This is a genomic window from Burkholderia sp. BCC1988 (assembly GCF_905339895.1).
Classification (GTDB): domain Bacteria; phylum Pseudomonadota; class Gammaproteobacteria; order Burkholderiales; family Burkholderiaceae; genus Burkholderia.
This window is the reverse complement of the sequence record NZ_CAJPHA010000017.1, coordinates 44,331-69,495: the sequence shown is the minus strand read 5'-3', so window position 1 is coordinate 69,495 and position 25,165 is coordinate 44,331. Positions and strand designations below refer to the sequence as shown.

At 69.9% G+C, this 25,165-nt stretch carries 20 protein-coding genes; 2 read left to right on the top strand and 18 right to left on the bottom strand.

Annotation, left to right across the window (positions count from 1 at the left end):
* Positions 1–71: 71 nt before the first annotated feature.
* On the top strand, positions 72–806 hold the full coding sequence (locus U4012_RS23630) for an ABC transporter substrate-binding protein (protein WP_321801924.1): 735 nt from the start codon (positions 72–74) through the stop codon (positions 804–806).
* Between the two features lie 169 nt (positions 807–975).
* Here the strand turns inward: U4012_RS23630 and U4012_RS23625 are convergent, their stop codons facing one another.
* From U4012_RS23625 to U4012_RS23545, 17 genes are all read right to left on the bottom strand, one after another.
* Positions 976–2,544 (bottom strand): hypothetical protein, encoded by a 1,569-nt coding sequence (locus U4012_RS23625; RefSeq protein WP_321801923.1) that lies wholly within the window; start codon positions 2,542–2,544, stop codon positions 976–978.
* Positions 2,545–2,685: 141 nt separating this feature from the next.
* Positions 2,686–3,681 (bottom strand): hypothetical protein, encoded by a 996-nt coding sequence (locus U4012_RS23620; protein WP_321801922.1) that lies wholly within the window; start codon positions 3,679–3,681, stop codon positions 2,686–2,688.
* A gap of 3 nt (positions 3,682–3,684) precedes the next feature.
* Positions 3,685–4,986: a hypothetical protein gene (locus U4012_RS23615; RefSeq protein ID WP_321801921.1), complete on the bottom strand. Its 1,302-nt coding sequence runs from the start codon at positions 4,984–4,986 to the stop codon at positions 3,685–3,687.
* Positions 4,987–4,989: 3 nt separating this feature from the next.
* On the bottom strand, positions 4,990–6,381 hold the full coding sequence (locus U4012_RS23610; protein WP_321801920.1) for a hypothetical protein: 1,392 nt from the start codon (positions 6,379–6,381) through the stop codon (positions 4,990–4,992).
* A 39-nt stretch (positions 6,382–6,420) separates the two neighbouring features.
* Positions 6,421–7,473 (bottom strand): hypothetical protein, encoded by a 1,053-nt coding sequence (locus U4012_RS23605; RefSeq protein ID WP_124487344.1) that lies wholly within the window; start codon positions 7,471–7,473, stop codon positions 6,421–6,423.
* Positions 7,474–7,523: 50 nt separating this feature from the next.
* Complete coding sequence (locus tag U4012_RS23600) at positions 7,524–9,335, bottom strand: hypothetical protein (RefSeq protein ID WP_321801919.1); 1,812 nt, start codon at positions 9,333–9,335, stop codon at positions 7,524–7,526.
* A gap of 58 nt (positions 9,336–9,393) precedes the next feature.
* Positions 9,394–10,866: a S8 family peptidase gene (locus U4012_RS23595; protein ID WP_124646134.1), complete on the bottom strand. Its 1,473-nt coding sequence runs from the start codon at positions 10,864–10,866 to the stop codon at positions 9,394–9,396.
* Complete coding sequence (locus U4012_RS23590) at positions 10,863–11,684, bottom strand: hypothetical protein (protein ID WP_044844334.1); 822 nt, start codon at positions 11,682–11,684, stop codon at positions 10,863–10,865. Before U4012_RS23590 ends, U4012_RS23595 begins: the two co-directional genes overlap by 4 nt.
* Positions 11,681–11,944, bottom strand: coding sequence for a hypothetical protein (locus tag U4012_RS23585; RefSeq protein ID WP_044844335.1), 264 nt, complete (start codon positions 11,942–11,944; stop codon positions 11,681–11,683). The genes U4012_RS23590 and U4012_RS23585 overlap by 4 nt, the downstream gene beginning before the upstream one ends.
* Entirely contained in the window at positions 11,941–13,056 is a 1,116-nt protein-coding gene (locus tag U4012_RS23580) for a hypothetical protein (protein WP_321801918.1), read from the bottom strand. The genes U4012_RS23585 and U4012_RS23580 overlap by 4 nt, the downstream gene beginning before the upstream one ends.
* A 69-nt stretch (positions 13,057–13,125) precedes the next feature.
* Positions 13,126–16,950, bottom strand: coding sequence for an N-acetylmuramoyl-L-alanine amidase (locus tag U4012_RS23575; protein WP_321801917.1), 3,825 nt, complete (start codon positions 16,948–16,950; stop codon positions 13,126–13,128).
* 9 nt (positions 16,951–16,959) lie between these two features.
* Complete coding sequence (locus tag U4012_RS23570) at positions 16,960–17,358, bottom strand: DUF3467 domain-containing protein (protein ID WP_321801916.1); 399 nt, start codon at positions 17,356–17,358, stop codon at positions 16,960–16,962.
* A gap of 161 nt (positions 17,359–17,519) precedes the next feature.
* The gene (locus U4012_RS23565) at positions 17,520–18,482 is read right to left on the bottom strand and encodes a sigma-54 dependent transcriptional regulator (protein ID WP_321801914.1); all 963 of its coding nucleotides are present in this window, start codon (positions 18,480–18,482) and stop codon (positions 17,520–17,522) included.
* Positions 18,483–19,007: 525 nt separating this feature from the next.
* On the bottom strand, positions 19,008–20,312 hold the full coding sequence (locus tag U4012_RS23560; protein ID WP_044846915.1) for an MFS family transporter: 1,305 nt from the start codon (positions 20,310–20,312) through the stop codon (positions 19,008–19,010).
* Positions 20,313–20,386: 74 nt separating this feature from the next.
* Positions 20,387–21,865: an aldehyde dehydrogenase gene (locus tag U4012_RS23555; protein ID WP_321801912.1), complete on the bottom strand. Its 1,479-nt coding sequence runs from the start codon at positions 21,863–21,865 to the stop codon at positions 20,387–20,389.
* Positions 21,866–22,002: 137 nt separating this feature from the next.
* Positions 22,003–22,596, bottom strand: a complete 594-nt coding sequence (locus tag U4012_RS23550) for a thiamine pyrophosphate-dependent enzyme (protein ID WP_044846917.1) — start codon at positions 22,594–22,596, stop codon at positions 22,003–22,005.
* Complete coding sequence (locus U4012_RS23545) at positions 22,596–23,132, bottom strand: thiamine pyrophosphate-binding protein (RefSeq protein WP_044846918.1); 537 nt, start codon at positions 23,130–23,132, stop codon at positions 22,596–22,598. The genes U4012_RS23550 and U4012_RS23545 overlap by 1 nt, the downstream gene beginning before the upstream one ends.
* A gap of 96 nt (positions 23,133–23,228) precedes the next feature.
* Between U4012_RS23545 and U4012_RS23540 the strand changes: the two genes are divergently transcribed.
* Positions 23,229–24,161, top strand: coding sequence for a LysR substrate-binding domain-containing protein (locus tag U4012_RS23540; RefSeq protein WP_321801907.1), 933 nt, complete (start codon positions 23,229–23,231; stop codon positions 24,159–24,161).
* A gap of 18 nt (positions 24,162–24,179) precedes the next feature.
* Here the strand turns inward: U4012_RS23540 and U4012_RS23535 are convergent, their stop codons facing one another.
* Entirely contained in the window at positions 24,180–25,130 is a 951-nt protein-coding gene (locus U4012_RS23535; RefSeq protein WP_124487351.1) for a LysR substrate-binding domain-containing protein, read from the bottom strand.
* Positions 25,131–25,165 lie beyond the last annotated feature (35 nt).

The following is a 25,165-nucleotide window of genomic DNA, read 5'->3' as shown; positions in this document are numbered from 1 at the left end:
GCGGATGACGCTGCGTCGGCGCCCTGACCGTCCGCCGCGCCAGCGCACCCGCATTCCCAACGAGCCCTTTCATGACCGTCGACCCTTCCGTCCTCTCCGCGTTCACGCCGACCGGCAAGCTGCGCGCGTCGATCAATCTCGGCAATCCGATCCTCGCGAACCGCGACCCGGTGACGGGCGAGCCGTTCGGCGTGTCGATCGACCTCGCGCGCGCGTTCGCCGAGCGGCTGTCGGCCGAACTCGAACTCGTCGTGTTCGATACGGCCGCCAAGTCGGTGCAGGCGCTGACCGAGGAGCGCGCCGATTTCGGCTTCTTCGCGGTCGATCCGCTGCGCGGCGAAACGGTCGCGTTCACCGAGCCCTATGTGCTGATCGAAGGCTTCTATCTCGTGCGCGACGCTTCGCCGATCCGCGGCAACGCGGACGTCGACCAGCCGCACAACCGCGTGGCGGTCGGCAAGGGCAGCGCGTACGACCTGTTCCTCACGCGTGAGCTGAAGGCCGCGCAGATCGTGCGTGCGCCGACGTCGCAGGCCGTCGTGCCGACTTTCGTCGAGCAGCAGCTCGAAGTCGCGGCCGGCGTGAAGCAGCAGCTTGAAGCCGATGCGGCGAAGACGCCGGGCCTGCGCCTGCTCGGCGAGCGTTTCATGGTGATCCGCCAGGCGATGGGCGTGCCGAAGAGCCGCGGCGAAGCGGCCGCGGCGGTGCTCGGCGAATTCGTCGAGGCAATGAAGGCGTCGGGCTTCGTCGCGGAGTCGCTGCGGCGGCATGGCATCGTCGGGGCGTCGGTCGCACCGCTGGCCTGATTCGCACACCCGTCAAGTGTTGACGACGACGCCGTCATGCCAGGTCGGCGCGGGCCGTCGACAACCCGGCGTCACCTGGCACTCGACACTTCGCTCGCGCGGCTGAACGTCGTCATCGGCGGGATTCGGCGCGGCACGGCGTTTTGCGAACGGCTGCCCGTGCGCGCGTTCATGATGCGGCGCGATGTCCCGCTGCTGTTGCGCCGGCGGGCGATCGAGGTGCTGCCGTCGCCGGGTGCGCGGACGATGGGGACGCCGCGGCGCCCGGCCCGGCAGGCGGCTGCGGCGCGGAAGCGGAAGCGGAAGCGGAAGCAGGCGCCGGATTCGGCGGCGACGAGGCGGGTTGGCTCGTGCGTGCACTCCCTGCCGAGCCTGACGCCGCTGATCCAGAAGCTGCTGGTCCTGAGCCCGCTGATCCCGACGCCGCTGCCCCCGAACCCGCCGACCCCGAACCCGCCGCTCCCGAACCCACCGCCCCCGAACCCGCCGCTCCCGAACCCGCCGACCCAACAGCCGGCGCCGCGCGCAGCCCACCGTCCAGCGCGGTCCTACGAGCGGCCATGTCGGCCTGTTCGGCACTACGCTGGGCGGCGCGATCGGTGGACAGGCGCGCCGCTTCGGCATCCGGATTGATCGTGTTGACGCGGATGCGTTCGACGTCGCCCACGCCCGCCAGCCGGTTCAACGGCACGTAATCCGTCCGAAACACCAGTTCGACGCCGCTGCTCAGGTTGAGGTCAGCGTGCGAACTCTCGGTTGTCTGGGTCCGGTCGGTCGACACGTAGCCGATCGTGCTCTGCACATTGGCCTCCGCACCCCAGGGCCCGAAGCGCGCGCCCCCGCTCACGCCCACCGTGTTGCGCGTGTCGAACTGCGAGCCGCGGTCGTTGGCGGCGACGCTGCTCGCGTCGATATGGAAATTCATCGCGGCGTTGAGCCGCCCGCTCTCGATGACGATGCGCTGCAAACCCATCTGCACCATCGTCGCGAGCAACTGCTGGCGGTTGCGGGCCAGCACCTGCTGGGCGAGCGGCACCAGGCGCTCGGGATCGGCGGCCGTCACCGCGTCGCCCGGCCCCAATCCCAGCGCGGTGCGCAGCGCCGCTTCCGCCGGCGGGGTCGCGCCCGCGCGCAACGCCAGCCGGGTCGACGCATCGCGCTCGGCCTGCAGTTCCTGCTGGCGCTGGCGGCGCTCGTCCGGCGGCAGGCCCGCCAGTTCGTCGGCGTCGTCGGCGGCCTCGTCGTCGCCGGTGACCTCGTAGGCGGTGGGGAAATGCTCGGCCAGCCACTGCCGCGCGCCGGCGATACCGACGTTGCTGTCCGCGAAGCCTTCGGTGGTCTGCGCGACATTGCGGATCAGGTCGACGAACGCGGTCAGCTGCTGCTGGTTCGAATCGTTCATCGCCTTGAAGACGCCCGTGATCAGCTCGGTCACGAAGCGCGGGAACGACACCGCGTTGAGCACGGCCCGGGTGGTGCCGGCCATCCGGTCGATGGCGGTGCCCGAATACGCCGAGCCCGCGTCCTGCGCGACGGCCAGTGCGGTGCCGGGACGCGCCGCGAGCTCGTCATGATCGACCGCGAGCGAGCCGATCCGTGCCAGTCCGGACGCGAGATCGCGGCGCATGGCCGGATCGAGTGCGCCGAAGCCCTGCTGCGCCGACAGCAGTTCACGGAGACGGTGGCGAACGTCGGGCCGCGGCACCGCCGAACGCGCAAGATGGGCGGTTGCCGTCATCTCGGCGGCTCCGCCGCGCATCGCGCGCCCCGCGTCCGGCGACACGTGACACGCGGCCGGACGGGCGACGGCACGTCCGCCGCCGTCGGCACCCGGGTTCTGCCGCCCGTCTCGCGACGGCCTGAGCGACGCGGTTCCATGTCAGCTTCCGAGCGCCGCCCACGGGTTCGACGGCGCGGCCGGGCGCGCGGCCGGCGGCACGGCGCGGCCGTCGTCCGGGACGGAAGACACCGGGCCGTCGGGTTTCTCGCCGAGGCTGAGCGTCGCCTCGATCCAGTCGGCGGCGGAGGCGATCACCGGATTGTCGGTGCGCAGCAGCGGCGACGCGCCGTCCAGCGCATCCGCGACGTCCGCCAGCCATGCGATCACGGTCATCCCGGCTTTGCCGCGCCGGACATAGGCGGCAGGCTGGGCCGGCGGCTGCCGCGAAAGCCGGCCGATGCCGGCCACCACGCCCCAGATGTCGCGCGCGGCGAAGCCGTGACGCAGGTCGGCATGGCCGAGGATCGCGAACGCGTCCCTGAGCATGCCGACGATCTCGGCGGCCATGAACGCGGTCACGCCGGTACAGGCGGCGCCGAGATTCTGCGCGAGCGCGCGCGCGGCGTTGCGGACTCGCGCCTGGCGCCCGGGATCCCCGCCCGGGTCGGCACCGGGCGTCTCGTCGAGCTTGTAGAGCGCCTCGCAAAGCACCAGCATGCATTCCTCGAACTGGACGTTGCGCTCGGCATCCGCGGCGGCCGGGCCGTACGCGGTGCCGAACAGCCGCGCATAGAACGCCGCGCGCTCGCCGGCCGCGAGCTTCTCGGCGCGGTGACGCCACCAGTTGGCGACCAGCGGCTCCGCGCCGCCGAGATCGACGCCGACGGCGCCGCTCGCCGACAGGCCGGCGAGCGCCTCGACCGCAGGGATCACGCCCGCGGGCTCGAGGTCGGCCGCCAGATAGAGCGACGCGAGCGCCCGCAGCTGCGCCTTGTCGACGCGCGCGGCAACGGGATCGGGAATCGCGATGTCGCCGAGCTCGTCGAGCGCGAACGCGAGGCCGTGCGCGGTCGCGCGCTCGACGAGCCGCTCCCCCGACCGGATGGCCGCCGCGAGCCCGGCATCCGCCGGCGGGACGATCAGCATGCGCGCCATGATTCAGTGCTGCCCGGCCGGCACGCCGGCGGCAGGGGCCGGCTTGTTGGGGTTGTACGGCGTCGAGTTGCCCTGGATCACCGACATCATCTCGGGCGTCGCCATCTTGTCGAGCGGCAGGTAGTCGCTCTTGAAGTTGACGCGGACCTCGCCCGACAGCTTCGCCTTCACCTCGGCCTTCGATTCGCTCGTGTCGTCGAGCGCCGACCCGACCGTGGCCACGTGTTCCTGCTGCCCCTCGAACGCGGCGTCGGCCGAATACGGCGTGTACCAGCTGCCGTAATGGGCGTTGAGCGATTCCTTGTATTTCTGGCTCTCGCGGTCGTGCATCGACGCGGTGTAGGTGCGTTTCGCCGTGTCGCTGGCGCGCATGTCGAATACCACCTTGGCGTTGATCGACCCGTCGGTGACGACGATGCGGTTGATGCCGAGCATGACCATCGACGACAGCAGCTGCTGGCGCTGCTTCGCCATCTGCAGGCGCGCGGCGGTGACGAGGCGCAGTTCCGACTTGTCGTCGGACAGGTCGGTCACGGGCGGCTCGAGGTTGTAGTTCCGGCTGATCTCGGCCAGCCGCTGCTGCGCGTTGTCGCCCTGCGCCACCAGCCGCGTCGGGGCCGCCGCCGCGGCCGCGCCGGCGCTGTCCGCGTCGAACGCGTCGGCGCCGTCCTGCGCCTGCACCGACAGCACGTCGGGGAACGAATCGGCGAGATAGTCGCGGCCGGCGCCCTCGCTGATGTTGTCGCTCATGAACTGGGCGGTGGTCTTGGCGACATTGGCGATCAGCTCGCCATACGCGCGCATCTGCTCGATCGAGCTTTCGACGATCGCCTGGAACACGTTCTTGATCAGGCCTCCTACGAATTTCGGGAAATCGACCTTCTGCACCATCTGGCCGAACTGCTCGACGCCCTGCTTCACCGCGCCGGCCTGGAAGTCCTTGCCGGCGAAGCCGGGATCCTGCGCGAGCTGGCGCTTGGTCGCGGTGACGGGATCGTCGGCCAGCGCCGCGGCGGCCGGCGCCGGACGCGGCTGCGCGAGCGGGTGCGCGAGGCCGGTGGGCGGCAGTTCGCCGTTCGCCTCGCGCTCGGCGATCTCGGCATGCACGCCGTTCGGGTCGGCCAGGTAGGCAAGCACCCGCACCGTATCGGCGGCGATGCGGCGGCGCTCGTCGTCGGGCAGGTCGAGGAATGACGGAATCGCGGTCAGCAGGCGGCGCACCTCGGGCCGCGTCGCGTCGAACGCGGCGGCGCTCGTGGGCGGCCGCACCGGGTGGAGCGCGTCGGGGGGAGCGGGCAGGCGCATGGCTCAGTTTCCCCTGGCCGCAGCCGGTGCCGGCGCGGCGGCCGGCGCCGCCGCCGGGGCTGAAGCCGCAGCGGGGGCGGACGCGGCCGGCGGCGTTTTCGGGCTCGGCAGCACGTTCGGATCGGCAGGCGTCGCGTTGCCGGTGATGGTGGCGATCATCTGCGGCGTCGCCATCTTGTCGAGCGGCAGGTAGTCGCTCTTGAAATTGACATCGACCGCGCCGGACAGCTGGATCTTGGTCTGCATCGCGGCGTTGCTGGTTTCCGACGCGGCCGTCGACGCGGTGATGATCGGCTTGTTCTCGTATTCGTAGTCGCCCTTCGCGTAGTAGTCGGCGCTGTACTGGCGGCCGTTGTCCTTGTCGTTGCTGGAGTCGTACTTGCCGCCGCGATCGTAGGTGCTCTTGCCGGCGTAGGTCGACTGAACGTTGCCGTCCTTGTCGCGGGCGAGGTCGACCGCGGTGGCGCTGCGTTGCTTTGAAAGCGTGTCCTGCGCGCGCACGTCGTAGATGATCTTCGCGGAGATCTTGCCGTCGGTGACGACGATGCGGTTGATGCCCATCAGCACGATCGACGCCAGCATCTGCTGGCGCTGCTTGGCGAGCTGCATCTTGAAGCGGTTGACGATCGCCAGTTCGGAGGCCTCGTCCGACAGGTCGAAGGTATCGCCGTCGCCCATCTGCAGGCGCGCGCGCACGGTCTTCGACGCTTCGTCCGGGTCGACCCCGTCGCGCACCTGCACGCGCGGGCTCGGCGTGTCGCCGCTGTCGTCCATGCCGATCTCGAACAGGTCGGGAAACTGGCCGACCATATGATCGCGCGCCTGGTTCTCCGTCACATGTTCGTCGGCGAACTGGCCGAGCGATTTCGCCACCTGCGCGATCATTTCCTGATACGCCTTCATCTGCTCGATCGAGCTGTGCGTGATCGACTGGAACACGCCGCTGATCAGGCTCGCGACGAAGGTCGGGAACTTGACCTGGTTCAGCAGCTCGCCCGCGACCGCCGCGCCCTCGTGCGCGGCCGCCGCGGTGAACCTGGACTTGCCGATGCTGTCGACGGCCTGGTTGTGCGTCGAGAAATCCGCCTCGTGCGCGGCATGATCCGTGTTGTCGTCGAGCGCGCGCGCCGGCGCGGTGCCCACCCCGCCCGGAATCTCGTGGCCGGCGAACCCTTCGGGCCGCGCGAGGTAATCGGCGATCAACGCGGTGTTGCGCGCGATGTCGCGGCGATCGGCGTCGGGCATCGCGTTGAACGCCTGCGACCGGGTCAACATCTGCGCGACGCCGTGGCGCACTTCGTCGGCGGGCACCGGCGGCGTGTGCCGCGGAGCGGCCGCCGCGGCGCGCGGCGGCGGCGGCGCGATCGGCGTGGAACGGGCAGCTTGCGGGAACATGGCGACCTCGCGGGAAACGCGTGACGAAGCGGTTCGGATTCAGTTGGCCTGGGCGGGCGCGTCCACCGGCAGTTCGAACTCGATGGGGCGCAGGTAGAGACTCACGCGTGCCGGGCAGGCCGCGTCCGTGCGCAGGCTGATGATCGAGAAGCGGCCCGGCCAATGCGCGTCCTCCGGCGTAAACGCCCCCATCCAGCGCTCGAGCGCCTGCAATCCGCGCGGACGCTCGGCGAGCCCCATCGTCAGCAGGCTCAGGAACGCGGGCGGCACGTCGGGGATCGCCGACAGCAGCACGTAGAGCTCGAAATCCGGCCCGTCCGGGCCGAGCCCGAACGCGAGCAGCGCGCCGTGCGGCGGCAGGTCGAAGCGCCCGCCGAGCACCAGCCCCAGGAGCTGCATGATGCCGGGCAGCCGATGGCCGATGCCGAGCGCATCCATGACCGGCTGCAGATCGGCGAGCCGCAGCGCGCGGGTACACGCGAACGTGAGCCGCTGGCCGCCGAGATCGCGCTGGGCCGCCATCGTGGTGAAAAGCGGCTTGAGCCCCGGCACCATCTGCAGCGCGGCCTGGACGATGCCGGCCAGGTCGCGGGGCAGGTTCTCGATCGTGCCGGCGTCGCCGGGCAGCTCGTAGTACACCTTGGACGCATAGAGCCCGTCGCGGTCGTAGCTGGAGCCGAAGAACGCGCCGTAGTCGAGGTTGCCGCCCGGCCGCGCGAAGCCCCGGAACGGCTCGCTCGCCTGATCGAACCAGTGCAGCGCCTCGCGGCCGATGAAGTCGCGGATCAGCTTGCGCATTTCGCGGGTCGACTCGTCGCGCCGGTCGATCGCCGACGCCTCCGGCGGCAACGGCTCGATCGTGAAGCGCAGCTTGCCCGGCTGGCTTTCCGAGAAGCTGGGCTCGAACGGCACCGCCATCGGCATCAGCGCGTTGTCGCGGAACCGCAGATCGTCGGCGCCGTCGCCGAAGGTGCGCAGGAACAGGTCGCGCGACGGCGCGAATGGATCGGCGGTGCCGAGGCTTCGCGCGGCGCTTTTCAGGCGGCGTTCGACCCGGGCGACGACCGGTTCGCGGATTGAGGTCAGGGGCATGGCTCGGCTCCGGCAGGGTTCGAAAATGGCGCAGCGGACGCGACGCCGCTTCAGTGCGGACGGTTCGAGTAGTAGCTCGCGCCGTTGTGCGTGCCGACACCGTAGCCCGCCTTCACCGGCACGCCCGCGCCGAGGCCGATGCCGGCGCCGATGTCGCCGACGCCATCCAGCATCTCGCGCGCCATCGCCGGGATCGGCACCGGCTTCGAGGTCATCTGCGGCGCCTCGCGCGGCTGCGAGAACTGCTCGATCTGCGTATCGGTGGTCGCGGTATCGGCCAGCCACAGCTCGCATGCGTTGACCAGGTCGTAGTCGGTCGGGTCGACGGTCGACTTGTGGTTCGACGAGACGTCCGGGTTGGCGATCTGGTCGATGCTGAGCAGCGGGCCGGTCGCCTTGTTGACGCGATCGACGTTGTTGGCCAGCCACGCGGTGATGATCGTGCCGCAGGTCGCGAGCGTGCGATAGCGCGAGCTGGTGCGCGCGCCGCCCAGGTCGTAGGTCGCGACCTGGTCGATCACCTGCCACATGTCCTTCGCGCCGTAGCAGCCGCGGATCTCGGGGTCCTGCAGCAGGTCGATCATGAACTTGACCTGCGACTGGATCTCGCGCGCCGCGTAATGCGCCATGCCGTAGCCGTGCAGCGACAGGTTGCCGGCGAGATCGCGGGCGGCCTTGCGCACCTGCTGGTGGTTGATCGGGTTCGGCACGCTCGCGCGCAGCAGCGAGTCGACTTCGGTCTGGCGCACGAACGACGACACCGACGACACGAAGCGGATCCACAGGTCGTTGAACTCGCGATTGCCGGCCGTGTTCGGATCGCCGCCCGGCACGCCGAGCGTGATGGCCGCGAAGTTCTTGCGCTCCTGCTCGGAGATGCGGTTCGGCGTTTCGCGCCAGTAGCGATAGAGCAGCTTGCCGGCATTGCCCGGGCCGATCGGCAGCGTGCCGTGCTGGAACTGCTCGACGATGCGGTCGACCACCTGGAACACCTTGAGTTCGTCGAACATCGCGGCGACGATCATCGGGCCCATCACGCGCACGTTGTCGGCGACGATGTTCGCGTCTTCCAGATCCTCGAGGTTCGGCAGGTCGATGCCGAGATCGGCGATCGCGTCCTCGCCGCCGATGTTCTGGACGGTGTTCAGCTCCTCGTTGATGCGACGGCGCAGTTGCGGCTCGTCGGCCTGGATCTTGCGGGCCTGCAGGCCGCGCATCACGCGCGCGAATTCGGTGGTGACCACGCCCGGCTGCTCGCCGCCGCGGCCGTCGGGATCGCCCTCGATGCACAGCAGCGCCAGCACCCGCTGCGCGAGCCCACCGTACGAATTGGCCTCGCCCACCGCCGCGAAGAACTGGCGGGTAAAGGCGTTCATCAGCACGTTGTCGCCGTCCGGCACGGTCCGGCCATCCTCGACCTTCACGGGCGGCGGCGTGGCCCCGTCCACCGTGAGGATGCCCAGCACCAGCGCGACGAGCGTGATCGACACGGCCTCCGGGTCCGAGCCGTTCGCGCCATTGGCGCCATTGGCACCGTTGGCGCCGCTCACGTCGCCCGCGTCGAACACCAGCTGGCCGTTGACTTCGGAGAGCAACGGCGGATTCACCAGCGACTTGCTGGCGAGCAGTTCGCGGGTGGCGACGAACAGCGGATCGCACACCTGCGGCACGCCGTCGGACGGCTTCGTGTCGTAGACGACCGCGAGGATGGCCTTGCACAGCGCGAGCTGCTCCCGCTCGGCGGCGACCGGCGGCCGCTTCAGCGACTCGAGCCGGTTGACGATATCGACCAGCCCGTCGCGTGCCCGGGTCTCGAGGTCGACGAGGTCGAGGAAGCGGACTTGATTGTTGACATGAAACATTTAACTTCTCCTTGAAATCCGGTCGGTTCGGGGGAGTGAGCGGGATCCCGTGCGCCAGTCAGCCGTCGTCGGCACGGCCGTCCTTGCCCGTGCAACCGTCGTCGCCCGCCGCTTCGTACGCGTCGATGCGGCCGGACAGCGCCTGCAGCGCCGCCGCCGCATCGAGAATGCCGGCGCCGCAACCGTCGGCCGCGCCGGGCGCGAACGGGCGCGCGGTGGCGACGACCAGCTCGCGTACCGTCGCGCCGTCGAGCGGATAGGCGCGGCGCTGCGCGTACGCGACGAGCAGCGCCGCGGCGCCCGCGACGAACGGCGCGGCGAAACTGGTGCCGGTCGCGAGCTGATAGGCCTCGATCGCGCTCGTCAGCACCCGTTCGCCCGGCGCGCACAGCGCGACGTGCGGGCCGCGCGTCGAGAACGGGGTCGGCCGGCCGTCGTCGCCGACGGCGCCGACCGCGATCACCTGCGGATAGGCGGCGGGCCAGTAGCGGGTCACGGCGCCGTTGTTGCCGCTCGCGGCCACGAGAATGCAGCCGCGCGCGGCGGCATACGCGACCGTGTCGGCGTGCGGTTTCGGGCGGTTGGCGGCGATCGTCGCGTCGTCGGTGCCGAAGCTCATGTTGATCACCTTCGCGCCGAGGTCGACCGCGAGCTTGAGCGCGCGATCGAGGTCGGCGATCGCGCCGAGCCCGATCGCATGCGCCTTGCCCGGCAGGCGGGCGGCCGCCAGCGCGCGCATCGGCAGGATGCGGCAGTCGCCGCCGAGCCCGCGCGGCATCGCCACGCCTTCGGCGGCGATGATGCCCGCGCAGCCCATGCCGTGACCGACGAAGCGGTCCTCGGGAAAATCGCCGCGATGGCCGTGACCGCTCAGCAGCTGCACGCCGGGCGACAAGTCGCCGGGCTCGAGACGCACCGTATCGGCGCCCGCGCGGAAGGCATGCGCGAATTCGGGATGCTGGCGCGCGATGCCGCTATCGATCAGACCGACCGTGACGCCGCTGTCGCCCGGCTCGATCGCGTGCGCGTCGGCCATGCGCACCAGCGCGCGCGCATCCTGCGCAACCCGCGCGGCCGGCGGCACGGGCGCCAAGCGGCCGGGCGCGTCCATCGGGACCGTCGCCACGTAGTTGGGCGTCACGCTTTCCACGGTCGCGAGCTGGGCGAGCGAGTCGCACAGCGCACCGATCGGCGTGCCCGCCGGCACGCGCAGCAGCAGCGTGCGGGCCATGCCGGTCGTCTGTTCGATCGCGTCGTAGCCGAGGTGCGCATGCCCGGGCACCCAGCGCCCGGCCGCCGCGCTGAACGGGCGCACCGCGAGAAAGCGGCCGGCGAACGCAACCACGATGCGGTCGACCGGGCCGCCGTCGATGCATTGCGCGGCGGCCAGCGCGCCGCGCGTCACGTCGCGGATCGACGGCACGTGCTCGGGCGCTTCGCCGAGCGCCAGCTTGACGAGCAGGCTGGTCGGCAGGCTGAACTGACGCTCGCCGGGCGATGCCCACGGCGTGCCGAGTGCATGGATCGTCATGGCCGCGCCTCCTCCTGGCCGGGCACGGCGGCCAGGGTCATGGGCCTGGCCGCGGGCGCCGGCGGCGGCGCGAATGCGCTCAGGTCGAACGCCAGCGCGGCGGCGTGGCGGCTCGTCGGCGAGACGGCGAGTTCGCCGGCCCACTGGTCGCGGCCCGGTGCGAGCAGCAGCTCGTCGTCCGCCGATTGCAGCACGGCGACCGGGCGATTGCCGATCCGCACCAGCGGCGCGTGCGTGCCGTTGACGAGATTGCGCCCGATCACGCGCAGCAGCGGCGCCGCATCGGGCTGCGCGTCGGTGGCGGGCGCCACCGGTTCGATCCGCTCGACGCTCGGCGCGGACGCCCGGTCGAGCGCCCGGCGCAGCCGGTCCACGGACAGGTTGGTGACGCGGCCGATCGCATGCACCATGTCGCGCTGCTCGGCCTGCCGAAATTGCCGGACCGTGCGCACGCCGGCCCATTCCAGACGCTTGCGGTCCTCGGCCGAGAGCTCGTCGCCCAGCGCGTCGAGCGGCTGGTCCTTGCTGTCCTCGGACAGCGCGATCGCGTTCTCCTCGATCGCCGGCCGCGTGATGGTCGTGAAGACGAGATGGAACGTGCTGCTGTCGGTGTCGCCCGGGCCGGCGGGACGAATCCACACCTCGCTTTCGACGAATTCGACATGGGCGCGCAGATCGAGGTTGACGTCCTTGATCGCGAAGGTCAGCGGCAGGTTGAGGTTGCGCGCCTTGATCGCCATCGCCGCCTGCGCGTTGTCGAGCTGGCTCTGCACGGCCTGGATGAAATCCTCGAGGCGCAGGCTGGCGTTGCTGTTCATCGCACCGCTCCGTCGACCGGCACGGCTTCGAGAACGATCGCGAGCCGCGCCGGCTCCGCATCGAAGGCCGTGCGGGTCAGGAACTGCGGCAGGTCGCCGACCAGCTCGATGCCGTCGGCGCCCCATGCAATGCGCAGGTCGAGCGGCAGTTCCATCGCCATCGAGCGCACCCGCAGCCCTTGCGCCGCGCCCGCGGCCAGCTGTCCGGCAACGTCGGCGAACGCGCCCAGCGTCTCGCCCAGCGGCCGCGGCGCGATCATGTGGGTTCTCCTCGTGCGGGTGCGGATGCGGGTGCCGCCGGCGCCGATGAAGCCGATGAGGCCGACGGAGCGACCGGCGCGGCCGGCACCGCCGGCACGGCGGCGGGCGCCTGCGTCGCGGCGGGAAGGGGCGCCGCCACTGGCGCCGCGGGCTGGGCGGCCGGCGCCGCCGGCGGCGCGATCCGCGCCGCCGGCCGGCTGTGCCGCTCCAGCAGATTGCGCGACGCCTCGTCGACGAAACGGTCGAGCGGCAGCGTCTCCGATGCGAAATTGATGCTCACCTTCCCGGTCAGCGTCGCCTTGAGATCGGTGTCGGTTTGCGCATTGACCGCAACGGTCGAGACCGTGGTGACGACATCGCCCGACGTTCCCCGTCCGCCCCAGGTCGTCTGCCCCGACGACGGGTCGTTCGACGTCGCATACTGCACGGCGGCGCGGTCGCGCGCCTTGGCCTGGAAATTGAGGCTCGCCGCGATCGTCCCGTCCTTGACCACGACCCGCTGCATGCCCAGCAGCACCATCGTCGACAGCGTCGACAACCGGTGCTGCGCGACGCGCTCGCGGGCGCGGGGCAGCACCACCGATTCGAGCGTCTGGGTATCGAACGCGCTGTCGGCCGCACCGAAATCGGCGAGCCACGCGGGCGCGGGAGCCGCATCGTCGTCGCCGGGCCGGACGACCGGCGCGAGGCGGTAATCGCCGCCGTCCTGCGTCAGCGTCACGTCGTGCGGATACTGCTCGACCAGCCACGCGCGCGCCTGCCCGTCGGTCACGTTCTCCTGCGTGAACTGGTCCAGCGGCTTGGCCACCGCGCCGACCAGGTCGGCGAAACTCTCGACCTGCTTGATCGAGCTGTCGACGATCGCGTCGTAGGTGCCATGCACGAGGCTCGCGACGAAGGTCGGAAAGTCGATCGCATCGGCCAGCGCCGCCGCACGCCGGCCGATGGCGTCCGTCGCCTTCTCCTTCGGAGGCGCCGCCCCGCCCGGGGCCGCGGGCACCGCGCCGCCGGCCGGCATCGCTTGCGGCAACGCGCCGTCCTGCCTGCCCGGGTCGCCCGATCCGGACCCGTCGACGATCTCGCGGCCGAACGCGTCGCGAGCAAGAGCCACCGCGGGCGTGATCGCGCCGCGTGGTGGCGGAGGGGGAATGTGGCGGGCCATCGCGCGTGTCCCTCGGGGTCAGGCGGGTTGCAGTTCGCGCGGCGCCGGCTGCGTGCCGCTTGCCGGAAGCGGCGGCGCGCCGTCGGCGCCGTGCACGATCTGGAAGCGGCCGTCGCCGTTCAGCGCCACCTCGGTCACGCCGACCTGGTCCTCCTCGCCGGCATGCCGGAACGTGGTGGTGATGCGCAGCTTGACGCTCGCCCGTTCGGGGGTGCCGGAACCGCGGCCGATATCCGCGCGCACGAACGCGCTCCAGCCGTCGAGCATCTGGCCGTGGTCTGCGGCAATCGTCACGTCGCCGACCGCGCCGCCCTGCCACGCCCAGTCGATCGACACCGGCGCCGACGTGCGGCCGCTCGGCCCGTCGATATACGGCCAGTCGTCGAGGGTGATGCGTTGGCCGGCCATGCGCGGCTGCCCGGCGCCGCCCGCCAGCGCGTTGGCGGGCTGGACCAGCCCGGCGAGCTGCGCGAGATCGTAGCTGCGCCCGTCGCGGCTCTCGGTGCGCCGGGTCAGGCTCACGCCGAAGCCGAACTCGCCGCCCGCTGCCGGCGGCTCGACGCCGAGCGCGTAGCCCGCGCCCGCCGCGCTGCCGCGATTGATCGTGTGGCCGAACGTGCCGCCCGAATGCATCAGCTGGATCACGCCGATGCCGGCCGCCGCCTCGTATTCCGACACGAAATCCTCGTAGGTCATGATGTAGCGGCTGCCGGTCGAGTGGGTCGGCGGCACGGTCCGCGCGCCGGGATGACCCGGCGTGCCGACCACGCGGTCCAGCGGATCGGTGATCCGCACGAAATACGCGTCGCCGCTGCGATACATGCCCGTCACCACCACCGCATGGAAGAAGTTGACCGGCGCGCGCACGACTTCGGCGACCCAGATCGGCCCGTTCGCCTCCAGCAGCCGCCGAAAGCCTTCGGGCGCGAAGCACGCATTGGGTTCGACCGTGAGCGTCGACACCCCGGCGAACCCCGCCACCTCGGCCGGCGCCAGGCCATCGCGCATCTGGCGCTCGAGGCTGATGCAGCGCGCGAGCAGCGTCGGGTCGACGCTCTGGTTGTCGCGCCAGCCGATCACCATCGACGCGGCCGTCGCCCAGCAGCCCATGTCGGTGGGCTGCGGGGTCAGTTGCACCTCGTCCCAGTTCACCGACCAGTCGTCGGCGCCCAGCGCGCGCGCGGCGCCCGCGGCGACCGACAGCGCCTGGCTCGTGCCGAAGAAGCCGCGGCTCGGGATCGGCGCCTTCAGATGGCCGACATACGCGAGCGTTCCGGGGGCCATCGTGCCGGTCGACAGGCTGGCGAGATCGCCCGGCGGCACCCAGTGCGGCGGCACGCTGACGATCGGCCTGCCCGCGTCCTGGAACGACTGGGCGACCAGCTGCGAGCAGAAGAAGTTGTCGGTGTCGGCGCCTTCGCCGAGCTCGATGCGGCCGACGAAGCGGCGGCAGCGCTCCGCCGCGTCGCCCGACAGCAGGTCGCACGCGTGGCGGTCGATCAGGTAGCTGCCGCAGCGGACCAGCCCGACGTAGTTGAAACCGCGATCGAGGTAGCGCGCGGCGGCATCGGCAACCTGCTGCCGCTGCGTATCGGTCAGGCCCGGCACCCGGAACGCGACCGCGAGGCGCGCGTCGGCCAGCGCGTCCGCGAGCGGGCGCAGCTGGACCCCGCCGGGAATCGCCTCGATCACCTGCCCGCCCTGGCCGACATAGAGCATCGCGTGGCTGACCTCCGCACCCGAGCCGGCACGAATGACGCCGGAGCCCGGATTGCCGGTGGTGCTGAGAATGATGTCGCCGATCTCCAGCGCGTCGGTGCCGATCGACAGGCCGCCGACGCCGGGATCGAGCGGAATGTCGTCGCCGAGGCCGCGCGCGGCGAGCCCCAGCGCCTGGCCGGCCGCCTGCGGCTGGCAGGTGCGGCTGGTGACCAGCCGCATGAAGTAGTCCCAGTCCCAGTTGCCGTCGGGGCACGCGGTATGGCCGGTCGAGGTGTCGGCCTCGCGATGGCCCATGATCGTCGTGCGATTGATCGGCAGCTGATACTTGTCGCACAGCGACGCGACCAGCGCCGCCGAGGTTTCGTACTGGAGCTGGGTCGGCGCCAGCGCATCGAAATGCTGGACCGTGCCGTTGCGACGCGGGTAGTCGGCGCCGCCGCGCTTCACCGCGATGTGTTCGATGCCGATGCTGCGCTGGTTCGAGCCCTTGCAGTGCCACGCCGTGTCGGCCTCGGAGACGAACTGGACGACTTCGCCCTCCTGCCCGACCAGGTAATGCGAACTCACCTTCGACGACGCATTGGTGAAGGTATTCACCACCTGCTGGACGGTGGGGACGTCGGCGATGTGGATGATGATGCGGTCGATCGTCTTGCTGCCGCGCCCCTCGTCGAAATTCGGGCTGGCCGCGGTACGCGTGACGAGACTGTTCTCGCGCGCGCCCAGCGCCAGCGCACTGGCCGTCGCGGACGGCTCGGCGGCCGCCGCATCGTCGTCGCTGTATGGCGGCGTATCGATGCCGTAGGCCTCCGGATCGGCGCTCAGGCCGCGCGCCCACGCGAGCGACGACGACGAGGTGGCGATCGTGCCCGCCGCGGCGCGCGAGACGCCGACGAAGACGCTCACCGGGCTGCCGACGCTGACGCCGGCCGACAGCGTGACGCCGACGAATTCGCCGCGGGCGTTGAACAGCGCCGAGATGCCGCCGGCCGGGGCTTCGCCGACCATCACGCCGACCGTCGTGCCGGTGCCCGCGAAATCGTCGATATGGCCGCGCAGCAGGCTGATCTGGCCGGTGAGGCTCGCCGACACGATGTAGCCGAAGTCGAGCTCGCCCGACACGAAGACGCCGATGTCGTCGCCATTGGCGTCGAAGATGAGGCCGACCGCGCCCGCGCCCCCGGATTCCAGCCCGGCGCCCGCACCCGCGCCGATCGAGACCGACAGGCCGTTGCGCATCGCGACCGGCAGCAGCAGCATCAGCGACGCGGTGGCCGGATTCGCGCTCAGAATCGCGCGCAGCGCGGCCCGCTCGACGGTCGAGAGCTTGCGCGGCCGCGGCCAGGTGAAGCCGCGGCGTTCGCCCGCGAGGCGGAACCCGGCATCGTCGCTCATCCCCTGCGACACGGGTGCCGGTGCGATGGCGGGTGCCGGTGCGACGGCGGGTGCCGATGCGACGGCGGGTGTCGGTCGCGCGGCCGACGCCGACGCTGGCGCGGCGGGCGTCGCGGCGCCCGGCGTTGCGGCATTGAGCGGCGGAAGCGGGCCGAAGCCGTCGTCGTAGTGAACGTCGTGGTGCGGCGCAACGGGCTCGACGGCCGGCTGCGCCGCGGTGGGAGCGGCGCCCGGTGCGCTCGGCGCCGGCACGGCGGTCGCGCCCGGCCGCGTGGCGTCGCCCGCCCAGTTCAACAGCGGACTCCGGACGGCGGCGGTGCCGCGCGTCGGGAACACGCGGACCCGGCGCAATCCCCGGTCGCTGAGCCCCGACAGCGACACATACGGACTGTCGGCATTCGGCAGGACGTCGACCGTCCACGCATCGGCAGCGGGCGACGCCGCGGTGGCGAGGCCGAACCACAGCCGGCTCGCGCCCGCGAAGCGCGCCAGCACGGCAGGCGGCACCATGAACACCGCTTCGCCGCGCGGGATCGCCAGCAGGCCGTCCTCGCGGCTGGTATAGAACGTCGACGACGTGCGCCCGTCCTTGCGCGTGAACAGCGCGGGATCGGTGGCGATCACCAGTTCCGCGACGCACGGCGCGTGGCCGATGCGAATCGTGAAGCCCAGCATCGGGAAACGGTCGGTCAGGACCATGCGGTTGGGATGGAGTTGCGCTGCCATGTCGTGTCCTCAGCTCTGGTTTTGATCGGGCTCGTCGTGACGGCCGCCGAGCATCGGCTTGCTGCGCGCATCGATCGCGCGCCGTTCGAATTCCTGCGGGGGAAGCATCTCCAGATCCGGTTCCGGGTCGCCGATGTCGGGGATTTCGTGGTGTGTCGCTTCGAACTGGGCGATCGCGCGCGCCAGCAGTTGCGCGAGCAGCTTCGCGTGCACCGGGCTGATCGCGACGCGGCTCATCAACTGGACGTTGCCGGACTGCGGCTCGACCTGCCCGGCATCGATCAGGAACTCGAACGCGTTGTGCCCGACCTCGAAATAGTTCGCATAACTGGCGAGCAGCGGCCGTGGCTGGCCGGCCGGCTGGGCCGGCTCCGGCGGGGCGTCCTGGCTTGGCTCGATGACGTGCACGACGGCCTCCTTGCATGGCGACGGGCGGTCTGTCCGTTCTGCTTCGCAAGGAGCGGGCCAACGCGGGTGCGCCGGCGCAAGCGCATGATTTGCCGTGGAATTTCCCGGCCGGAGCGGGATTCGGGAACGCTGCCGGGCTGTACCATGTGACAGCCCGGCTGTCACACCGATGCAGTGTTGCCGGCGTCCAGGTTGTACTTGGCCAGCTTGCGGTACAGCGTCATGCGCGACCAGTTCATCTGGCGCGCGGCTTCCATCTTGTTCCAGTTGGTCTGGCGCAGTACCGAGACCAGCCTCTCGCGCTCATGCTCGCCGGCCGAAAAATCCTGCAGGAACAGGCGCCGGAATGCCGGCGGCAGGTCGCCCAGCCCGAACGGGCGCCCTTCGGGCGCATCGATGAACAACGCCTCGACCAGATTGCGCAACTCACGCACGTTGCCCGGCCACCGGTAATGCCGCATGCACTCGAGCAGGGCGGGATCGGGTCGCCCCACCCGCATCGCCCGCTGCAGGTTGTGTTCGGCGACGAAGTGATCGACGATCGGCGCGATGTCCTCCGGCCGTTCGCGCAGCGGCGGTATCTCGATGCGCGCGACGTTCAGGCGATAGAACAGGTCGGCACGGAAACGGCGTTCCTCGACCAGGTCCTCCAGGCGTTCGTTGCTCGCCGCCACGATCCGGACGTCGACCGGGCGCCGGCGCAGCGAGCCGACCGGCATCACCGTACGATCCTCGAGCAGGCGCAGCAGCTTCGCCTGGACGGCGAGCGGCATCTCGCTGACTTCGTCGAGGAACAGCGTGCCGCCGTCGGCCTCGACGAAGCGGCCGGGAAACGCGTGCTGGGCGCTGGTGAACGCGCCGCGCTCGTGGCCGAACATCTCGGATTCGAACAGGCTGTCGGGCACCGCGGCGCAGTTGACGGCGATGAACGGCTTGTCGGTCCGGGTGCTGAGGCGATGGACGGCGCTGGCGACGCGCTCCTTGCCGGTGCCGGTTTCGCCGGTCACGAGCACCGTCGTATCGGTGCGCGCGACCTTCGCCAGATAGCGGCGCAGGTCGGTCATCGCCGGGCTCGAGCCGTGCAGCCCGAGTGACGTCGCGTGAATGCCTCCGGTCGTGCTCATGCGCGCGCCGCCCGGCTAGCGAACCGTTGACGGATGATGCGCAGCCCCGATGTTCATCGCCACTTCCCCCCCGGTGGATGTTGAGGAACAAGACAACCATCCTCGATGGCGATTGTTGGCACGCGTTTAATTAGTACTGTGATGCGTATTGAATGGAGAGCCGCGTGTCACGGCGCCGGCCGATAACCAGTGTAGTTTCAATATGGAGATTCGTACAACCTGCCGACTACGCAATAACAAATATGTCATTTCACGCATTTTCATCAATTCATCCGCAATCGGGATGACGAACGGAAAGCCCGTCGCGGAATTCGGAGAATGCGTGTCGTTCACGAAGCGGGATCGGTGACTTCGCCAGTCGCGTACGTCGGTTGCGGTGAGGATGTGGCGCACGTGTCTGATGCGCGCGGAGACGGCGAGCCGCGTCGGGTTTCCGTGCCGCTCGATCGGCATGAACTGCCCGAGCGTCGAAACTCGAACCCGCAGCCTGCCGCCTCGCTGACGCATTCGCGCACGCTGCCATCGTCAATCGCGCAGATAGCCGTCGGTCGCCGAGTCCCGCATCCGGAACGACGCGAGCGCGGCAATCGCCCCCAGTGCACTCACGTACCAAAAGAATGCGGATTCGATACCGGCTGCCTTCAACGAAAGCGCCGCATACTCCGCCGACCCGCCGAATGCCGCATTGGCAATCGCGTAAGGCAACCCGACACCGAGCGTCCGCACTTCCGCCGGAAACATCTCGGCTTTCACGAGACCGCTGATCGAGGTGTACAGGCTCACGACCGCCAGCGCGGCGAGAATCAGGACGAAAGCCCACAGTGGATCGTGGACGGACTTCAGCGCCACCATCACCGGAACCGTGCCGACCGTTGCACCGACGCCGAACATCAGCATCGACGCCCGGCGCCCGATCCGGTCGGACAGCGCGCCGAACGCCGGCTGCATCACCATGAACACGACGAGCGCGGCGGTCATGATTGCACTCGCGGTCTTCGCCTGCATTCCGACGGTGTTGACGAGGTACTTCTGCATGTAAGTCGTAAACGTGTAGAACACCAGCGAGCCACCGGCAGTGAAACCCAGTACCGTTACCACGGCCCGGCCGTGCCCGCGCAGTCCTTTCAGCGTGCCCGCATCGGCCCGGTTGCGCGCATGCGCGGTCGTGGTCTCGTCGAGCGAACGACGCAACCTCATCGCGACAACCGCGCCGAGTGCACCCAGCGCAAACGGAATGCGCCAACCCCATGCGATCAGCTGATCGTGCGAAAGCCACTGCTGAAGCGCGACTACCACGACCAGGGCGAGCACCTGCCCGCCGATCACGGTCACGTACTGGAACGACGCGAAAAAGCCGCGCCGTCCCGGCTCGGCGATCTCGCTCATGTAGGTCGCGCTGGTGCCATATTCCCCGCCGACCGATAGCCCCTGCATGCAACGCGCGGCGAGCAGCAGCGCCGGAGCGAGCGCGCCGACTTGCGCGTACGTCGGCAGCACGGCGATCGCCAGCGACCCGCCGCACATCATCAGCACCGACAGGACCATCGCCCGCTTGCGGCCATGGCGATCGCCGATGCGCCCGAACAGCCAGCCGCCGACTGGGCGCATCAGAAAGCCGGTCGCGAACACGCCGGCCACATTGAGCAGCTGCGTCGTCCTGTCACCGGCAGGAAAGAACGCATGCGCAAAGTACAACGAGCAGAACGAATAGACGAAGAAATCGAACCACTCGACCAGGTTGCCCGACGAAGCGCCGACGATCGCCCGAATGCGTCGCCGGGAATCCGCCGGCGCGCCGACCGCGTTCGGCCGCAGGGTATTGGTTTCCATTGCTTGGTGTCTCCAGATCCATGTTGTCCCGCGGTCCGGTCTGATGCCGCGTCGGGAGGATTTGCGTACCGCTGCTAGCGCATCACGAACGGATTCCCCGTCGGCGCGCCCGTGTTGATCCACACGCTTTTTGTCTGCAGGTATTCGTCGATCGCGCCAATGCCGTTCTCGCGCCCGAGCCCCGAATCCTTGACCCCGCCGAACGGCGACATGAAGCTCACCGCGCGATACGTGTTCACCCACACGGTGCCCGACTCGATGCGCTCGGCCATCCGGAACGCGCGGCCGATGTCGCGCGTCCACACGCCCGCGCCGAGCCCGAAGCGCACGTCGTTCGCGAGCGCGACGGCCTCCTCTTCCGTATCGAAGCGGATCACCGACAGCACCGGCCCGAATACCTCTTCCTGCGCGATGCGCATGTCGTTGCGCACGCCGGTGAAGATCGTCGGCTCGACGAACCAGCCGTTGCCGCATTCGACACGCGCCGCCGCGTGGCCGCCGAGCGCAAGCTGCGCACCTTCGTTGCGTGCAATGTCGATGTAGCTCAGCACCTTGTCGTATTGCGCCCGCGTCGTGACGGGGCCGACCTGCGTGCCCGCATCCATCGGGTCGCCCATCCGCGCGGTGCGTGCGAGCGCGACCACGCGTTCGACGACCTCGTCGTGGACTCGCGCTTGCACGAGCAGCCGCGAGCCCGCGATGCAGGTCTGGCCGGTCGCGGCGAAGATGCCCGATACCGCGCCGTTCACCGCATCGTCGAGATTCGCGTCGTCGAACACGATGTTTGGCGACTTGCCGCCAAGTTCGAGGCTCACGTGCTTGAAGTCGCGCGCGGCCTGCTCGTTGATGCGGCGCCCGGTCGAATCGGCGCCGGTGAACGTCACCTTGCGCACCAGCGGATGCGCGACCAGCGCACTGCCGACTTCGTTGCCGAAGCCGGTCACGACGTTGACCACGCCGCGCGGAAAGCCGACCTCGTGCAGCAACTCGACGAACTCGAGCGTCGACGCCGACGTGAACTCGGACGGCTTGATCACCGCCGTACAGCCGGCCGCGAGCGCGGGCGCGAGCTTCCACGCGAGCAGCATCAGCGGCGAATTCCACGGCGTGATGATCGCGACCACGCCGAGCGGCTCGCGTCGCGTGAAATTGAAGTAGCCAGGCTTGTCGAGCGGGATCACGTCGCCCTGGATCTTGTCCGCGAGGCCGCCGTAATAGCGATACCACTGCGGCAGATACGTGAGCTGACCGCGCATCTCCGCGTACAGCTTGCCGTTGTCGCGCACCTCGATCGCGGCGAGGCGCTCGGCGTGCTCGGCGATGCGGTCGGCGAGCCGGCACAGCAGCTGGCCGCGCGCGGTCGCGGACATCTCGCGCCATGCGCCGGCGACGAACGCACGATGCGCGGCGCGCACTGCGACATCCGCATCAGCCTCGTTGCCGCGCGCCAGCTCGGCCCACGGCTGGCCGGTAAACGGATTGTCGGTGTTGAACCATTGACGGCTGTCGGGCTCGCGCCGTTCGCCGTCGATCAAGTGAAGGTAGCGTTGCATGTCCGGCTCGCTGAAATCGGTGTGAATCGCCCGGACCGCTACCGGATGCACGCATTCGGCAGCGGTCCCGGCACGGCGGTCGCCGCCGTTCGACGGGAACGACGAGATTGCGTCGAACGACGGCGTGTCAAGCGCACTCAGAACGGCGCGTAACCGAGTGCTTCGCGGAAGCGGTTCTTCACGTACACGCCGTCGCGCGGCGGCAGCGCGCGCGGCGGCTCGTCCGCGCGGATGTGAACCTGGGCAAACACCGGCCCGCTGCGCGCATTCACGCGCTCGACGATCTGCGTGTAGTCGCGCGCGTCGCGTACCGCGAACGAATCGGCGAGCCCGAAGCCCTTCGCGACCGCAACGAGATCGGTGCCGAGGCTCGAATGGCTCTGCTGCATGCCGGTTTCGCCGTAATGACCGTTATCGAGCACGACGATCGTCAGGTTGTTCGGCTGCTTCGCGCCGATCGTCCCGAGCGCGCCGATCCCCATCAGCTGTTCGCCGTCGCCGGTCACGACGATGACCGGCTTCTCCGGCTGCGCGAGCGCGAGGCCGAGACCGAGCGCCGCCGCGCCGCCCATCGCGCCCCACAGATAGAAATTGCCGACGCGATCGCCCGCCGCGAACACGTCATACGAGGCCGAACCGAGGCCGCTGACGACGAGCGCGTCCGGCGCGCCGGCCAGCAGGTTCCGGACGAACGCACGGCGCTCGATGGTCTGGTTTTGTTGCTCGCTCATTATTTCCGCTCCCACTTCTTGCGACCGATCAGGCTCTGCGACAGCAGCACGGCAACCTGCTCGCCGGCTTCGAAGGCGGCGTCGAACCCCGCACTGACGATTTCCTCGACGTCCTCCGGGCGGTCCGCGCGCAGCACCGTGATGCCCATCAGTTCGAGCGCGGCCTGCGTCGTCTTGCCCATCGGACCCTGCCACGGATTGAATTCCGCGTATTCGCCGCGCATCGTCACCAGCGTGAAGAACGGAAAATTGCAACTGCGTAACAGCGAGAACATGTTCACGCAATTGCCAACGCCGCTGCTCTGCATCAGCAGCACCGCGCGCTGGCCGCCGAGCCATGCACCGCTCGTCAGCGCCACGCCTTCCTCCTCGGTGGTCAGCGCGATGGCTGCGATTTCATCGTCCGCGATCGCGCTGCGGATCACCTGCGTATGTCCGGCGTCCGGCACGTAGGCGATCTGCTTCACGCCGCCGGCCTTCAGAACGGAAAAGATGGACGTCTGCCATGCCGGCTCATGTCCCGTGGCGGTACTCATCGGTTGCGCTCCTTCACGAAGTTGTTTCAGGAATCATAAAATGCGATTACTCTCACGCAGAAATAGAGTTTCCTGATACACGGATCACGATTCGGCATGGACATCAAGCAATTGCGCGCGCTGCTGGCCGTCGCGGAAACCGGCAGCGTCACGCGGGCAGCCGACGTGCTGCACATCGTGCAGCCCGCCGTGTCACGCCAGTTGAAGCTGCTGGAGGAGGACGTCGGGATCGCGCTGTTCGAGCGCGGTCGATACGGGATGGAACTGACGGAATCCGGCGAGATCCTGGTCGAGCATGCGCGGCGCGCGCTGCTCGAGCTCGACCGCGCGCGGGCGGAAATCCAGCCGTCGGACGCGCGGATCTCCGGCATCGTGACGATCGGCCTGCTGCCGAGCACGGCCGACCTGCTGGCCAGCCCGCTGCTGACCGCCGTGAAGGCGCGGCATCCGTCGGTCAGCCTGCGGGTGTCGGTCGGCTACGCCGGCCATTTGCGCGACTGGCTCGAAGCCGGGGAAATCGACGCGACGCTGCTGTACAACCCGAAAGCCACGCCGACCATCCAGGTGCAGCCGCTGCTCGGCGAGAGCCTGTGCGTCGTCGGGCCGCGCTCGTCGGACCTTGCGCCCGACCGGCCGCTCGCGCTCGCGGACATCGCCGCATGGCCGATGATCCTGCCAAGCGCGCCGCACGGCATCCGCAACATGCTGGAGCAGGCGCGCCCGGGCGCCGGCGCGACGCTCGACGTCGTTGCGGAAACGAATGCGATGAGCGTGCAGAAGAGTCTCGTCGCGCGCGGGCACGGCTTCACGATTCTGCCCAGCATCGCGGTCACGGAAGATATCGCGCGGGATGCGCTGCGCGCGGCGCCGCTGTCCGATCCGGGGCTGCAGCGCACGATCGTGCTGGCGTTGCCGAATACACGCCGGATCGCGGCGGCCGTGCGGGCGGTTACCGCGCTGCTCGTCGACGAGATGCGCGCCGCGGTCGAACGCCGCGACTGGCCGTCCGCACACTGGCTCGCTGACTGAACCCGCGAAGGTCGCCCGTCACGACGGCGCGGATTCGCCCTCGCGCAGCGTGATGCCCGTCCACGCGCCGCTTGCGGCCAGTTCGCCGATCAGCTCGACGATCGTCTGCCGCACGGCAAGCGCGGCGGAATTGACGGGAGACGTGTTCGACCAGCACAGGCTCGCGGGCCGGCGGATCTCCGGCTCGACGATCCGGCGCATCTTCGGCCGGCTGGACGGCTCGCGCGACGCCAGCGCGGACGCCGGCAGGATCGTGCACGCGAGGCCCGACTGCGCGAGCGAGATCATGGTCGGCAGCGAGTCGATATCCGCGATGATGTTGAGCGGCACCTCCTCGCGCGCGAACGTGCGTTCGAGCAGCAGGCGCAGCCCGTTCTGCACGCCCGGCGCGACGAGCGGCACGCCGGCGAGCGACGCGAGCGGGCAGGTTCGCGCGCGCGACGGCACCGCGCCGCCCGGCTCGCCGAGCAGATACAGCACCTCGTCGAACAGCGGCATCGCGGTGATGCCGGTCGTGTTGGATTCGCGGAACAGGATCGCGAGGTCGAGCCGCCCGTTCGCCAGCAGCTCGTTGATGAAGCCGCTCATGCTCTCGAGGTACTGCAGCCGGATGCCCGGATAACGCGCCCTCACGCGCTCGAACAGCGGCACCGCGAGGATCGACGTCATCGTGGTCGGGAAACCCACCGCGACCGTGCCCGACTCGCTGCCCGCGCCTTCCCGCACTTCCTGGCGCAGTTGCTCCATCTGCCGGAGCACGAGCCGCGCATGGCGGTACAGCGCCTGCCCGGCCGCGGTCGGCTTCACGCCCTGCGGGCTGCGCACCAGCAGCGTGACGCCGATGTCGCCCTCGAGCTTCGCGATCTGCTGGCTCAGCGACGGCTGCGCGACGAACAGCTTTTCGGCCGCCTTCCCGAGGCTCCCGTATTCCACGATGCTGACGAAGTAGCGGAGCTGGCGGATGTCCATGGCGGTTCGTTCGATGCGAAAGCCATAGGATACCC

Bases quoted from the DNA above. Each gene is read 5' to 3' on its own strand.
- U4012_RS23585 (WP_044844335.1), bottom strand. From the start codon at position 11,944: ATGATCGCGCCGCGGCCGCTGGGCGAGACGCTGGGCGCGTTCGCCGAC.
- U4012_RS23590 (WP_044844334.1), bottom strand. From the start codon at position 11,684: ATGAACAGCAACGCCAGCCTGCGCCTCGAGGATTTCATCCAGGCCGTG.
- U4012_RS23565 (WP_321801914.1), bottom strand. From the start codon at position 18,482: ATGAGCACGACCGGAGGCATTCACGCGACGTCACTCGGGCTGCACGGC.
- U4012_RS23595 (WP_124646134.1), bottom strand. From the start codon at position 10,866: ATGACGATCCATGCACTCGGCACGCCGTGGGCATCGCCCGGCGAGCGT.
- U4012_RS23615 (WP_321801921.1), bottom strand. From the start codon at position 4,986: ATGCGCCTGCCCGCTCCCCCCGACGCGCTCCACCCGGTGCGGCCGCCC.
- U4012_RS23625 (WP_321801923.1), bottom strand. From the start codon at position 2,544: ATGACGGCAACCGCCCATCTTGCGCGTTCGGCGGTGCCGCGGCCCGAC.
- U4012_RS23555 (WP_321801912.1), bottom strand. From the start codon at position 21,865: ATGCAACGCTACCTTCACTTGATCGACGGCGAACGGCGCGAGCCCGAC.
- U4012_RS23535 (WP_124487351.1), bottom strand. From the start codon at position 25,130: ATGGACATCCGCCAGCTCCGCTACTTCGTCAGCATCGTGGAATACGGG.
- U4012_RS23575 (WP_321801917.1), bottom strand. From the start codon at position 16,950: ATGGCAGCGCAACTCCATCCCAACCGCATGGTCCTGACCGACCGTTTC.
- U4012_RS23610 (WP_321801920.1), bottom strand. From the start codon at position 6,381: ATGTTCCCGCAAGCTGCCCGTTCCACGCCGATCGCGCCGCCGCCGCCG.
- U4012_RS23560 (WP_044846915.1), bottom strand. From the start codon at position 20,312: ATGGAAACCAATACCCTGCGGCCGAACGCGGTCGGCGCGCCGGCGGAT.
- U4012_RS23540 (WP_321801907.1), top strand. From the start codon at position 23,229: ATGGACATCAAGCAATTGCGCGCGCTGCTGGCCGTCGCGGAAACCGGC.
- U4012_RS23600 (WP_321801919.1), bottom strand. From the start codon at position 9,335: ATGTTTCATGTCAACAATCAAGTCCGCTTCCTCGACCTCGTCGACCTC.
- U4012_RS23550 (WP_044846917.1), bottom strand. From the start codon at position 22,596: ATGAGCGAGCAACAAAACCAGACCATCGAGCGCCGTGCGTTCGTCCGG.
- U4012_RS23620 (WP_321801922.1), bottom strand. From the start codon at position 3,681: ATGGCGCGCATGCTGATCGTCCCGCCGGCGGATGCCGGGCTCGCGGCG.
- U4012_RS23605 (WP_124487344.1), bottom strand. From the start codon at position 7,473: ATGCCCCTGACCTCAATCCGCGAACCGGTCGTCGCCCGGGTCGAACGC.
- U4012_RS23545 (WP_044846918.1), bottom strand. From the start codon at position 23,132: ATGAGTACCGCCACGGGACATGAGCCGGCATGGCAGACGTCCATCTTT.
- U4012_RS23630 (WP_321801924.1), top strand. From the start codon at position 72: ATGACCGTCGACCCTTCCGTCCTCTCCGCGTTCACGCCGACCGGCAAG.